The 12,860-nt window shown below is 42.9% G+C and carries 11 protein-coding genes; 5 read left to right on the top strand and 6 right to left on the bottom strand.

The window, feature by feature from the left end; translation table 11 throughout:
- Positions 1–7: 7 nt before the first annotated feature.
- Positions 8–577, top strand: coding sequence for a hypothetical protein (locus tag ACL6C3_RS21880; protein WP_413161159.1), 570 nt, complete (start codon positions 8–10; stop codon positions 575–577).
- 152 nt (positions 578–729) lie between these two features.
- Here ACL6C3_RS21880 and ACL6C3_RS21875 read toward each other — a convergent pair whose 3' ends face one another.
- The 6 genes from ACL6C3_RS21875 to ACL6C3_RS21850 all read right to left on the bottom strand — a co-directional run bounded on the left by ACL6C3_RS21875 (position 730) and on the right by ACL6C3_RS21850 (position 8,282).
- Positions 730–2,985, bottom strand: coding sequence for a hypothetical protein (locus ACL6C3_RS21875; RefSeq protein ID WP_413161158.1), 2,256 nt, complete (start codon positions 2,983–2,985; stop codon positions 730–732).
- A gap of 72 nt (positions 2,986–3,057) precedes the next feature.
- Positions 3,058–4,152, bottom strand: a complete 1,095-nt coding sequence (locus ACL6C3_RS21870) for a D-alanine--D-alanine ligase family protein (RefSeq protein ID WP_413161157.1) — start codon at positions 4,150–4,152, stop codon at positions 3,058–3,060.
- A gap of 238 nt (positions 4,153–4,390) precedes the next feature.
- On the bottom strand, positions 4,391–5,914 hold the full coding sequence (locus ACL6C3_RS21865) for a GUN4 domain-containing protein (protein ID WP_413161156.1): 1,524 nt from the start codon (positions 5,912–5,914) through the stop codon (positions 4,391–4,393).
- A gap of 83 nt (positions 5,915–5,997) precedes the next feature.
- Entirely contained in the window at positions 5,998–6,405 is a 408-nt protein-coding gene (locus tag ACL6C3_RS21860; protein ID WP_413161155.1) for a DUF309 domain-containing protein, read from the bottom strand.
- 177 nt (positions 6,406–6,582) lie between these two features.
- Complete coding sequence (locus tag ACL6C3_RS21855; protein WP_413161154.1) at positions 6,583–6,948, bottom strand: ferredoxin thioredoxin reductase catalytic beta subunit; 366 nt, start codon at positions 6,946–6,948, stop codon at positions 6,583–6,585.
- A gap of 182 nt (positions 6,949–7,130) precedes the next feature.
- Entirely contained in the window at positions 7,131–8,282 is a 1,152-nt protein-coding gene (locus tag ACL6C3_RS21850; protein WP_413161153.1) for a DUF58 domain-containing protein, read from the bottom strand.
- 262 nt (positions 8,283–8,544) lie between these two features.
- Between ACL6C3_RS21850 and ACL6C3_RS21845 the strand changes: the two genes are divergently transcribed.
- From ACL6C3_RS21845 to ACL6C3_RS21830, 4 genes are all read left to right on the top strand, one after another.
- Complete coding sequence (locus tag ACL6C3_RS21845; protein ID WP_413161152.1) at positions 8,545–9,771, top strand: type IV pilus twitching motility protein PilT; 1,227 nt, start codon at positions 8,545–8,547, stop codon at positions 9,769–9,771.
- A 203-nt stretch (positions 9,772–9,974) separates the two neighbouring features.
- Entirely contained in the window at positions 9,975–10,448 is a 474-nt protein-coding gene (coaD, locus tag ACL6C3_RS21840) for a pantetheine-phosphate adenylyltransferase (protein ID WP_413161151.1), read from the top strand.
- Entirely contained in the window at positions 10,449–11,114 is a 666-nt protein-coding gene (locus tag ACL6C3_RS21835) for a DivIVA domain-containing protein (protein ID WP_413161150.1), read from the top strand.
- A gap of 298 nt (positions 11,115–11,412) precedes the next feature.
- Positions 11,413–12,786 carry a DUF2157 domain-containing protein gene (locus ACL6C3_RS21830; RefSeq protein WP_413161149.1) on the top strand — a complete coding sequence of 458 codons (1,374 nt, stop codon included), beginning with the start codon at positions 11,413–11,415 and terminating at the stop codon, positions 12,784–12,786.
- Positions 12,787–12,860 lie beyond the last annotated feature (74 nt).

The raw sequence follows: 12,860 nt of genomic DNA, 5'->3' as shown, positions 1-12,860 counted from the left end.
TCATACCATGAATAGTTCTCGATTGAGCGCCCCTGCCGATCAAATTTCTGGGGGAGGAAGTGTTAACAATTGTTTAGAAACCCCAACCCTAACTCCCCTCATTCCCGCCTTAGTTGCCGCTAATATTCAAGTTGAACGCATTCAAACCGTTGGATCGGCTAAAATTCCCCAAATCATTTATAAAACGGCAAAAGGGCGCTGTTCAACGCTGTTATCGAAACAGCAATTTCTGAAGATTTGGCAATGTTGGCTGCAAATTCGCCATCCTAAAATCGAGAAAATTGAGAGTTGGGAAATCAAAACTTCAGGTCTTCAGTTTACCACAAATCAGGGTAAATTTTGGTTAAGTTTTTCCGAAGCAAAAGCCTTTTTATCCCGTTATAATCGGGTGGCGATGGAACCTTTGTCTGTTAAAATTAATGGGAGTGATGCGGTAGTTTGGAATTCGGTTCATCAAAGCCTTTCTCAAGTGAATGAAAGCGGATGCAGTTGTGCAGATTCGTTGTATCGCAACACAATTTGTAAGCATCAAATCGCCGTTCAATTCTGCCGAGAACATTATTCCAAAGTTTCGTAGGGGCGGGTTCCAACCCAATCTGATATTTTCTGAGAAAAAACATACATAAACCCGCCCCGCTACCCCTGAGAATTTTAGCAGGTTGTGTCGAACGATTAAAAACCCGGTAACTTTATCGAAACCGGGTTTTTGAGATGTAAAAGAAGATGGTGTTACTCCACACGCATCCAACGCAACATCGAGCCTATAGCCCGTTCAACAAAACTATCGGGCTTTTCTTGCATCAATTTACGTTGGGCTTTATTACGTTCAAGTTCTAATTCTGCGATCAAACGTTCGCCCTTTTGTTGACGAATCAAACTCACCAAATAATCGTGGGCGAGTTGATAGCGATCTTCGGGAATATCGGGAAGTAATAACACCAATCCATTCTCGACAAAAACTTCTAAAACCATGTCTATTTTTTCCGGTGAAGTCATGTCTAAATCGGCAATAAGTTCGGCGCGAGTTTTTAGAGGACGGATGCCATTTTCTTGAGTGAGCGAATATAAAACCAATAAAGCAACCCGTTCATTTTTAAAACCGCAGTCGGCTAAAGCTTCATCTAAAAAACGGGCGATTAAATTAAGTTGAGGATGATCGCAAAATTGTTGATATTGTTCTAGGGTGGTAATTCCATCGGTTTGTAGTTGTGATCCGGTAATTTGCAACTCTATCGGGCGAATTTCTCCCAAGCGAGTTCCTAAGTCTTCTATCCAGTGGTTAATTAATTCCTCATCAAATTGAGTGGGTTTGTGTTGAGTTTGATGTTTAATAAAAGCCTTAGCTTGATCGGCTGAAAAGTTTCTCAATTCATAAAGCACCTGTTTAGAAAGAACTTCATAACCGATCACCGCTTCTAAACGAGAAGTACGATCGCATTCGAGTAAATAATGTAAGAAATCGGTTCGCATCGAGAGAATCACGCTGATCCATTTCAAACTCAAACAATCGTGCAGAAATTGATAAAAAGGTAAACGTTGATTGGGTTCGGTACAGATGAGAAAAAATTCTTCAAATTGATCGAAAATCAAAACCGTCGATAAATGATTTTCGCTATTTTTTCTTAAGCGGTTTAAAACCGTTCCTAAGTTCCAAGTTTCCGGGTTGGGTTCCCGCAGCCAATCCGTATAAATTCTCAAGGTTATCGGAACAGAAACTTCTGGATATGTTGCTTGTTTTTGTAGGAGAGTGGGAATAATTCCCGCATTGATTAAAGAACTTTTTCCGACCCCGGATTCTCCGTGCAATACAATCAATTTATGGTCGGGACTTTCAATCCGTTCGACCAATTCATTAATCTCGTTTAATCGACCCGAAGCGATCATCTCGGGAGCCACTTGACCCGATGATTCTTGAGGCTTAAATTGCTGTTTTAACGGACGAAAACCGACAAAAGAACGCAAGCCTAATTGATATTCGGTTTGGAACCGTTTTTCTTTAATATGAGTCGCACTCCCATAATAATCCTGCTCAAAATAAAGTTGATGGAGGGCCTTTAAAATTTGCAGATAAGTTTTAGTTTCTTCGTAAGGATTGGTTTGATTTAAGGCATCTTCTAGGCGGTTAACTGTGGCTTGCCAAACCTTTAATTCATGTTTGGATTCTGCCAACAACAACAGATAGGGATTTTCATCGGATAAACTCTGAAGGGGATCGCGTAAAGATTGATTCTGAATTTCTAAGGCTAATTCCGCCAGTTGATTGGCGTGTGACCATTGAGACTGGTGCATAGCCGCCTCAGCTAAAAAGCCATAATCTTGGGCGATATCGTGGTGCGAACCGTAAGAAATATGTAAATCTAAAGCTTTTTGGGCTTGTGTTTGTAATTCTTCCCAAGCTTTTAATTGTTGGAGAACAATACATAATTTGGGAATAAATTTGGCGACCAAATCCCGACGTTGTGCCAGTTCAAAAATATCTAAACACTGTTTCAAGTAAGTTTTGGCATCCTGATTGTGACGCTGTTGATTAGAAGAATCAAGTTGCGATCGCCGATAATAACTCAACCCCACATGAAACAAAATCGCCCCCAACCGTTCTAAAGAATTAGCCGGAGGAATCACCGACGGATCGGCAAATAAGTTTTGTTCAAAAGAAGTCAGAGCATGAGGCCAAAATGATAAACTCCGTTGATAGTGAGCGAGAGCCGATTCAATTTGATCGTTGGCGTAGTCTTCCCGACCCAAGATAAAATCCAGACCCGCCGCCAGTGATGATGTCAGTTCTTGCTGTTGAATTTGTACCTGCTCAATAATTGCCCGCAGTGGCGGGTGAGACTCGCCGAGAATCGTGGCATTCGACTCGAACAAATCACTGTGCGGATCGAGAACATTGGCGAAAATTTGGTCGGTACAATCATTGAGAAAACCAATAACATCTGCACCGCCGGACTCGGCACGACCTTCTGATAAATGACTATCGCTCATAGGGTTTATTGGCTGAGGGGATACTCTTTAAATTAACACGTCAATCTCCGATCAGCCAACCTATACAAACTGTTACACGGGGCGAACTTCAGCCTGTCGTTCCAGAGCCAGTTCAATTAAGCGATCGACCAATTGCGGAAAAGAAATTCCACTGGTTATCCACATCTGCGGATACATACTGGTTGCAGTAAAACCGGGAAGCGTATTGATTTCGTTAATCAAAACCTCGCCCGTTTTCTCCACATAAAAGAAATCAACCCTCGCCAAACCTGCTGCATCCACCGCTAAAAAGGCTTTCACCGCCATTTCTTTAATTTGATTGGCAATATTATCACTCACTTTTGCAGGGATGAACCAAGCTGCTTTTCCTTCGGTGTATTTGGTTTCATAGTCATAAAAATCACTTTCAAAAGTAATCTCTCCGACCACAGAAGCTTGGGGTTGATCGTTTCCTAAAACGGCACATTCAAGTTCTCTGGCTTCGACTCCCGCTTCAACAATAATTCGCCGATCGTAACTGGCTGCATTATCGAGGGCTGTTTCTAATTCTGAGCGCGATCGCACTTTAGAAATTCCCACCGACGAACCCAAATTCGCAGGTTTTACAAAACAAGGATATCCGAGTTCCGCTTCTAATTCATCACATAATTTTGGAAACACACAAGGATTAGACCAAATTTGCGATCGCGTTACCATTTTGTATTTAACTTGCGACAATCCCGCTTGAGAAAAAATCATTTTCATGGCTATTTTATCCATGCCAACCGCCGAACCCAAAACCCCCGATCCCACAAAGGGAACTTGCATTAAAGTTAACAATCCTTGAATGGTACCATCTTCTCCGTTGGGGCCGTGTAAAATGGGAAACCAAACGTCAATTTCTGCAAAATTTGCGGGTTCAGGAAGCAGCGAGGGAGTATGTACTAAATCTGTTGATGTTGTTTTCTCCTCTGTTAAATAAAGCGGTTCGCCGGAAGCGAGAACTTGTTGGGCGAGATCGCCTTTTTGCCAAACCCCATCTTTGCCAATATAAACGGGTAGCAGTTCATATTTACTGGCATTTTCATCGCTTCTCAAGGCGGTTGCGATCGCAATCGCCGAACGAATGCTGACTTCATGTTCGCCGGAACGTCCGCCAAATAACAATCCCACCCGAATTTTACTCATCTGACTGCTCACACTAAGACATTTTGAATACTATATCAGTTCTTCGTCCCCCCTTTTCCGGAATTTTATTCGTCGGGTGCATCAAATTCTATCTATCTTTATTTACTTTTAACGAATTTTGGGTTTGATGCACCAACAATTTTTCAGGATTTTACTCTCGTCGGGTGCATCAATTTTTATCACTCTTAATTGAGTCATTATACATCTTCGGTTTGACCCGCCCAACAATTTTTAACGATTAAAGTTGACAGGTTTCCGCCCGAGCAAATAACCAATAGACCGGCCAACGACAGCCCGAAAAGTTTTGAGCGGCGTTTGTACAGGAGGGAAACTGACCTCTCGGTGCATTTTCATCTAAGATTAAATCGGAATAATTTAACCATTTGTCATTTTTTCGCCAACCGATGCGATCGCCAAATCTATTATAAGTTGACTCCTGAAATTTTCCGAGGGGATTTCCGGTTTGGAGGTAAATTTCTTTTTGACGACTCAAGCCAAATTTTCCGTCTGAATATTTAACCCAAAGTTGATCGATTTGACGTAAATCTGCACAGGATAAACTTTCTATTGCATTGGCATCTATCCATCCGTCTTGCTCTCGATTTGCAACTTTTAGCATGATTTTTTCGGTTTCTTTATCTGCTTCTTTCCAGTTTCCTTGTTGGAGTAAGTTCTGAAGTTCTGTATAATCTGCATTCAGCAAAGCCTCGGGAGATTTAAGATTTTCTATCATAATATAAACTCCTCCGATAAAAAAGATTGCAGTCACCATTCCGCCCAACCCTTTTTTTAAAGATTGAGTTTTAGATTTTACGCTAGGAGCAGAAACGGGTGTTTTTACTGTGGCGGACTGAGGGAGATTTTGCGGGAATAAATTAACAGTATTGGCTTGATAAACGGGCGGATAATTTGTTGCTAAAACCGGGTTAGATTGACTCAATAACGGTGTCAGTGCAGTTAAGGCTTCGGACGCATTAGAATAGCGTTCGCTCAACCGTTCTTGTATCATTTTATTGAGGATTTCTGCAAGTTCATCGCTGACGTTTGCGTGGTTTCTCCAGAGGATTTCATCGGTATTTTGATCGTGGGGAAATTGAGAAGGTTTTAAGCCGGTTAACGCTTGAATTCCGATGATTCCTACTGCATAAATATCGCTGGCGAGTTTGGGTCTTCCTTTGGCTTGTTCGCTTGGCATATATCCGGGGGAACCAATACCAACGGTGAGGTGAGTTTGTCCTTGGGCGTTAACGGCTATTCCTTGAATTTCTTTAACTGCACCAAAGTCAATTAATACTATTTTATCATCGGAGTTTCGCCGCATAATATTGGTGGGTTTGAGATCCCGATGAATTACATTTTGTTGATGAATAACGGCTAAAACTTCTAAAATTTCAGATAACAGTTTGAGGGTTTTTTCTTCACTCCAAGGTTGTCCGGGTTGAAGTTCGTGACTGAGATCTTTTCCTTCGATAAATTCTTGAACGAGATAAAATTCTCCGCTATCATTAAAATGAGCATAAAGCCGGGGAATTTGAGAATGTTCTCCCAAGCGATGCAGCAGTTGTGCTTCTTGATCAAATAATCGTTGAGCGACGGAAAGAACGTGAGGACTGGTATCTTTGGGAGACAGATGTTTAACCACACATTGCGGTTGACCGGGTAAAGCTAAATCAACAGCTAAATAAGTATCTCCAAATCCTCCGGTTCCGATTTTTTGAAGGACTTGATAACGGCTCAATAGCGTTCGATCAATGAGGGTCATATGTTTTTGATTCGAGCAATTTTTTATAAAAAATCAGCAAAAGTAAATTTTTATTTTATCATATTTTTCTAGTGTTGTGTCGTTTATTCTTCAATTTTAGAGATTTTCGGAGGATGAATGTCTAGGGAATTTTTTTCGGCATTTTTGGCAAAAACAAAATCGGCGACTTTCTCCGGCCCCGCCTCTTGCATTGCCGATAATAAATGAGCGGTTTGATCGATTAATTCTTCGACATTAATATTAAAGTAATCCGGCTGATAATAGTCTAACCGACGCATTCCTTCGCCCATAGACGTGACCGCACCCCGCCAGTTATGATTACTTAAATGATAGAGTCCTACGGCGATTTGTAAGATGCCTTGATAGAACTTTTTAGTCGGTTCCATCGCTTCCATCCACAACGCCTCTAAGGTGTCGTGACAGGCGTAATATTCTTGTTGGTTGAATTCTTCAATCCCTTGCCAAAATTCGGGCGGAATTTCTTGGATCATTGTCTTGATTTTGTTAAATTTTTAATAAAACTTGCAGAAAGGATTGTTTCAAAACTTATTAATTTTTCGGGTGGTTTTGAGGGATTAACCCCCCTTCCAAGCCGGGTCAGGGGGTAATCTTCTCAAACAATCATCTAATCTCTCAAAAGTTTAAAAGAGGCTTGTTATGTAATGTTGTTATACCATGCTTTGACGGGCGGCTTCGAGATCTTCGTCGGTAATATCTTGCTGTTCTCCCGCAAAATCATTTTCAGGAGTTAAGAACAACATACAGTGACATTCTTTGCGTTCGCGCATCGGAACACAAGGACAATTCCAGAAGGAATTTTTCACCTCAGCTTCCTTATCTTCATAGTGGCGACAAGGACAAAGGGGCGCACCCAAATCATCTTTGTGTTTGGCGAGTCCTTCGATCACGACTGCTGTCACTGAAGGATCGGCACAAAAGTAGGTTCCTGTACGCTTGGCATACTGTTCGGCGAATTTTTTCATCGCTTTCAAGCTTTTTTCTGTCGATAAATTTCCGGTAGTCTCAGTTGTCATCGTATTAGATCTTTAAATTTCAAACAGTTTGTTAGATTGTAACGCAGGATGGGAGCTTTACAGTCACTCATTACCAGTCACCAGTCACCAGTGTTTTCAGTGATCAGTTATCACCTGACCCGTTTTTACAGTTATCCGCGAAAACAGTTAACAGTTCTGATTTGTGAACTTGTTTTTACATTTTATTTCAAAGCGGACTGGAGTTGAAGTTGTAAGGGTTGGTCGGGATAAATTTGTACGCCCTTGTCTGAAAATTGAGTTGTTTTTGTTGAACTAACCTGAGTTTGATCAGACCACAAAACCCAACGACTTCCAGACGGGAGAGAAGAAAGACTCTGTGTATTTTGAGTCAGCCAAATTACCGGAATATTCGGGAAATTATCGGCGATCGCTTCTTCAGATTCTCTCACCGCAGCCAAAGTAGATAATACCACTCGATTTCCTTGAATTAACCCCGTTTTTGCCGTCCACAATTGAACATTAAGCTGCGATCGCGAAGCATAAAAATACAGAGAAGCCGCAGCAATAACCGCCCGTTCAAAATCATCACTTTGCCAGGAATTCCCACTATCAAGACAAATAACAATTTCTTGACCTCCGGTGGCGACTTCTAACTCCCGAACTCGCAGTTGATTGTACCGCGCACTCGATCGCCAGTGAATTAAACGAGTGGGATCGCCATAACGATAAGGTCTGAGGGTACGAGTCACCCCTTCAGTCGCCATGTGAAACTGACTGCGATCGAGAACTTGTTGATTTTGTTCCCATCCCATTTGATCAACAAGCGGGCAACTTGTCAAGGGTAAAACCGTCGGATAAACAATAGCAGTGGCTTTCGCGTCTCGGGACCGACGACACCAAAACAAACCCAAAGGAGTGGCGGTGCGAAACTGCACCCGATCCCAATGATAAACCCCTCGGCGCTCGGTAGGGAGATAATAAACCCAATGATAAGTGCTGCGGGGGGCGAGAGATTCGATCGCGGTGGCGGATTTTCCCAAAACCGAGGGCAGTTGATCGTATACTTGTAAAAGGGTTTTGGGTTGATCGGAGCGGTTGTAAATTTCCAGTTCCACCGTCAGTTGATTGCCCACGCTAACGGGTTCGAGGGAACGACGGCGAACCTCCAGAGATTTGAGCGATCGCACGGGTAAGACTGCGGCAATGCCCAACAAAGCCAAACTGATCCCGCTGATCACATACAGCCAACCGGCCATCGTATTCGTCGCCGCACCAAAGAAAAACAGCGACAGAAAAGTAAGTAATCCCCCGGCATAAGCGGGAGCAACCCAGTGAGTTTCGAGCCAATTGAAGATTTTTCGGTTAATTTTCATAGGAAATACTGCGGGGAGCGTGTTGGCGTGGTCCGAGAATCTCTGTAATTTTCTCGGGTAATAACTTTGATCTTATGGTAAATTAACAGAGTAATTTTCAGAAGAAATTGGGGTAATCTGATCGGGTCCGAGCTAAAATTTTGATTACAAAACTTTTAAAAAGTCTACAAGAACTCATTAAATTTTCTATAATTGCTGTAATTGCTGTTAATTCACCCGACAAAAATTAACTGAGTTCGCGCAAGCCAGGAGAATCCAACCTATGACAAACGCTGCTGTACCTCAGTCGTCTAACAATTCTTTGCCGAAGGTACCCCCACCCCCAAAATCCCCAGAGTCTCCGGGGAGAAGCTCAACCATCAAGACCAGCATCAAACAAATGGTCAAAGATGCGTTTAATCTCAAAGCCTCCGACATTCATATTCGCGTCGGACATACTCCCCGGTTTAGGATTCAGGGGGAGATGGTCAGGGCCAAGGATCAGGTCAAGGTCACACCGGAAGTTTTTGATCAATACCTGGCCGAGATCCTGACGAACCATCAACGACAGCAGTTTGATCGCGATAAAGAACTCGATACGGCGATTTTTTATCCCGGTTTAGTCCGTTGTCGGGTGAACTGTTTTGACTCCCTCAGCGGGGGGGCGATGGTACTGCGGTTAATTAACTTAAAAGTTCCCTCCATTGATGAACTCGGTTTACCCGAAGTCTTGAAAAAGATTATTAGCTTTCCCCAGGGATTAATTTTGGTCACGGGGCCAACCGGTTCGGGGAAATCCACCACCCTGGCGGCGATGATTCGTTATCTCAATGAAACCGCCAAAAAGCACGTGATCACCATCGAAGATCCAATCGAATTTGTACATCCGTCCCATCGCTGTCTGATCAGTCAGCGGGAAGTCGGCCTGCATACGTTAGAATTTCAGAACGCTTTGCGGGCGGCTTTGCGGGAAGATCCCGACGTGATTCTGATCGGGGAAATGCGCGATCGCGCAACGGTAAACACGGCGCTGCAAGCGGCGCAAACGGGTCACTTGGTTCTGGGAACCCTGCACACCCGCAGTGCAATTAATAGCATTAACCGTCTGTTGAACCTGTTTAACGTAGACGAACAGCCGGCGATGCGAATTCAAATCTGCGATTCTTTGGTGGCGGTTGTCGCCCAATTGCTGGTTCCTACAGTCGAAAATCGTCGGACGGGGGTACATGAAATCTTGATCAATACTCCGGCGATGCGCGATTATCTCCTGAAAGGGGATGAAGAAAGTGCAATGCAGTTGATGGAAACCGACAACTACGAAGGAATGAAACTGCTGAACGAATCCATCTTTGATAAAGTCGTCGAAGGCCGGATTACGATGGAGGAAGCCGAAAAAGTTTCGCCAGAACCGGCAGATCTCGATCGCCGTTTCCGAATGTCGGGGATCGATACCGATGGTTCAATTCGTCAGTACAAATCGGGTAAATCTCCCTTTAGTGCGGACGGTTAACTTGGGTTAGTTGCAGTAGAGCCTTTCTCTATCTGGGTGTATTTGTAGAAAGGTTGAGCAGTTCGATGGTCGAAAGCAATGGGTTCTCAACCGATGAGGGTCTTTGTCGAGGCCATTTGAATTGTAGAGTTTCTGTTGATTAAATTGGGCGGGATTTTCAAATCGTCCTATAATTTGTCAGTAACTCCTACAATGGCTCAATCGTGATTGCGATTTATCCTGGTAGCTTTGATCCGATTACCTTAGGCCACCTAGATATTATAGAACGAGGTTGTCAGCTTTTTGAACTGGTCATCGTTGCAGTTCTGCGAAATCCAAACAAAACCCCTTTGTTTACCGTCGAAGAACGCATCGAACAAATTCGCACCTCCGTTCAACATCTGGATAATCTAGAAGTCGTCAGCTTTAAAGGTCTTACGGTAGAGTATGCAAAACAACGGAATGCTCAAGTTCTACTTCGAGGGCTGCGAGTCCTGTCAGATTTTGAAATGGAACTTCAAATGGCTCACACGAATAAGACCCTCTCTGATAAGATTGAGACAGTTTTCTTGGCAACCTCAAATGAATATAGCTTTTTATCCAGTAGTGTGGTAAAAGAGATTGCTAAGTTTAGCGGTTCCGTCGATCATCTCGTTCCTAAACACGTTGCTCAAGATATATATAAAAAATATTTATAAATGCTACGCCAGGAATCCAATCGCCAAATCGACCCCGAAGAAAATGGAATTATCCCAGAGATAGACACCACTCCCAGTGGCGGACCTGGGATCGATATTCAACGAGAACTCAACCGACTGGAGGAAATGATTCTTGACAGTCCTCGGGTTCCCCTGACTCGCCGAACTTTAGTGGATGAAGAACAATTATTAGATCAATTAGATTTAATCCGCTTAAATTTACCGAGCGCCTTTCAAGAAGCGGATATTATTGTTCGCCACAAAGACGAAATTCTCACCGAAGCCGAAGAATACGCCCAGGAAATTCTCGAAGCCGCAGAACTTCGGGCGACTCAAATCTTGAATGAAATGGGAATTGTTCAGCAAGCCCAAGCCGAAGCCGAACAGTTACGACAACAAGTTCAAGCCGAGTGCGAAGCCCTCCAGCAGCAAACCGTCTCCGAAGTTGAACATATTCGTTATCAAGCTCAAAAAGAACTTGATGACATCCGCTCTAGAACGTTGGCCGACTGTCAAGACATTCAAAATGGCGCCGATGAGTACGCCGACCACGTTTTAGGAAATATTGAACAGCAACTCAGCGAAATGTTACGAGTCATTCGTAATGGCCGCCAACAGTTGCAAATTCAACACGATCAAACCTCAGGACAACTACGGGGACAATAAACAGTCACTCATTACCAGTCACCAGTCACCAGTTTTTTCAGTTGTCATTATTCAAAAACCCGGTTTCTCAAAGAAACCGGGTTTTTGGGCAGATCTAGGGGCGGGTTTATATCAATTATTTCTAGGAAAACATAGATTTTGACAGAACCCGCCCCTACAAACCCGACACCTGAGACCTGTTCCCCTAATTGTGCAGGTTTAACAGGTGTCTAAAGCGATTAGAAAACCCTAAAAATGAATGACAAACTAGAAGCGTAACTTGGGATATAATCGCCTTTTAGAGGCGAATAAATAAAAGATGGCTTCCGAAAAATTTCGTCGCCAACTGCGCCATGAAACTCAACTTTGGAAAGCAGAAGGATTGATCGACGATTCAACTTATCAACAAATTTGCGATCGCTATCAATTTAACAGGATTGATTCTGCCGCCAGTAACCGTTTTGTGATGATTCTCATCGGTTTGGGGAGTATTCTGTTAGGTTTGGGCGTGATTACCTTTGTCGCCGCCAATTGGCAACAGTGGCCGCGAGAATTTAAAATTATCTTGCTACTGAGTTTATTTATCGGTTTAAATGCCAGTGGGTTTTATTTGTGGCAGTCTAACCCCGAAACCGGGAAAACAAAACGTTTGGGAGAGGGATTGCTGATTTTTGGCGCCCTCAGTTTGGGGGCTAATATTTCCCTGATGGCGCAAATGTTCCATATTGGCGGTTCTCCCTACGGACTGTTTTTGGTGTGGGGATTGGGTGTTTTACTGATGGCTTACAGCCTGCGTCTGGTTTCCCTCGGTATTCTATCAAGTTTACTGGTTGGAATTGGGTATTGGTCGGGAGTCAATAATATTTTTGTTCCGGGGGAATTAACCGGGTTAGAATTTCTTCTCGTACACATGGGGTTACTCGCCGCTATTTTGTATGTTCCCCTGGCTTATTGGTGTCAGTCCAGAGCAATTTTTATCCTGGCGATATTGCTATTAATTCCCGCTGTAGAAATGAATATCGCCGTGCTTTTAAACAGGAATTTCTCTACAGAATTAATGACAATCGGATTAATTTTACCTCCCGCATTGCTTTGGAGTTATGATGACAGCCTATTTCCTTTTATTGATAGCCGACCTTTTCGATCTTCTACTCGCAACTTGGCAATTTGGTTTTTAGGGGTTTTATTTTTTCTCTTTTCTTTTCAAAGATTTGGGAATTTTTTCTTCTATACTGGCTATAGAGAATCTCTAACTATTAATGGGTTTAATTTCATCTTTGATGTGATTTTATTTGGCGGTTTAACGATTTGTCAATGGCTGTATTTAGCAAAACCCCGCCATTCCGGTCAACGTTGGGGACTCGATGCCGTTAGCAGTGCGATCGCTGTCTTTTTAGTTGTAACGGCGCTGGTTAGTTTGGCATTTCAAAATATTGAGACATTCCTATTTGTATTTGTGTTCAATATTCTACTCTTTTTACTCGCAGGTGGCTTAGTTAGAATCGGATTATCACAAGGAAAACGAGGGGCATTTTGGGGCGGTCTGGTCTTACTGACGCTGCAAATTATGAGCCGTACTTTTGAATATAACACAGAATTACTGTTGAAAGCATTTGTCTTTGTATTATGTGGTGTCGGGGTAATTTTAGCGGGGTTATGGTTTGAACGTCATTTATCCCGTCAACACAGTTAAAGGGAATAGGCAATAGGCAACAGGCAATAGGCAATAGGCAAGATTCATCATTCATCATTTGCTCAAATTTTTTC

This window comes from Capilliphycus salinus ALCB114379 (genome assembly GCF_047276495.1).
GTDB classification, from domain to species: Bacteria; Cyanobacteriota; Cyanobacteriia; order Cyanobacteriales; family Microcoleaceae; genus Capilliphycus; species Capilliphycus salinus.
The sequence above is the reverse complement of the archived record's forward strand: the minus strand, read 5'-3'. Positions and strand labels throughout refer to the sequence as shown.

Bases quoted from the DNA above. Each gene is read 5' to 3' on its own strand.
- ACL6C3_RS21870 (WP_413161157.1), bottom strand. From the start codon at position 4,152: ATGAGTAAAATTCGGGTGGGATTGTTATTTGGCGGACGTTCCGGCGAA.
- ACL6C3_RS21855 (WP_413161154.1), bottom strand. From the start codon at position 6,948: ATGACAACTGAGACTACCGGAAATTTATCGACAGAAAAAAGCTTGAAA.
- ACL6C3_RS21850 (WP_413161153.1), bottom strand. From the start codon at position 8,282: ATGAAAATTAACCGAAAAATCTTCAATTGGCTCGAAACTCACTGGGTT.
- ACL6C3_RS21875 (WP_413161158.1), bottom strand. From the start codon at position 2,985: ATGAGCGATAGTCATTTATCAGAAGGTCGTGCCGAGTCCGGCGGTGCA.
- ACL6C3_RS21830 (WP_413161149.1), top strand. From the start codon at position 11,413: ATGGCTTCCGAAAAATTTCGTCGCCAACTGCGCCATGAAACTCAACTT.
- ACL6C3_RS21845 (WP_413161152.1), top strand. From the start codon at position 8,545: ATGACAAACGCTGCTGTACCTCAGTCGTCTAACAATTCTTTGCCGAAG.
- ACL6C3_RS21865 (WP_413161156.1), bottom strand. From the start codon at position 5,914: ATGACCCTCATTGATCGAACGCTATTGAGCCGTTATCAAGTCCTTCAA.
- ACL6C3_RS21880 (WP_413161159.1), top strand. From the start codon at position 8: ATGAATAGTTCTCGATTGAGCGCCCCTGCCGATCAAATTTCTGGGGGA.
- ACL6C3_RS21835 (WP_413161150.1), top strand. From the start codon at position 10,449: ATGCTACGCCAGGAATCCAATCGCCAAATCGACCCCGAAGAAAATGGA.
- ACL6C3_RS21860 (WP_413161155.1), bottom strand. From the start codon at position 6,405: ATGATCCAAGAAATTCCGCCCGAATTTTGGCAAGGGATTGAAGAATTC.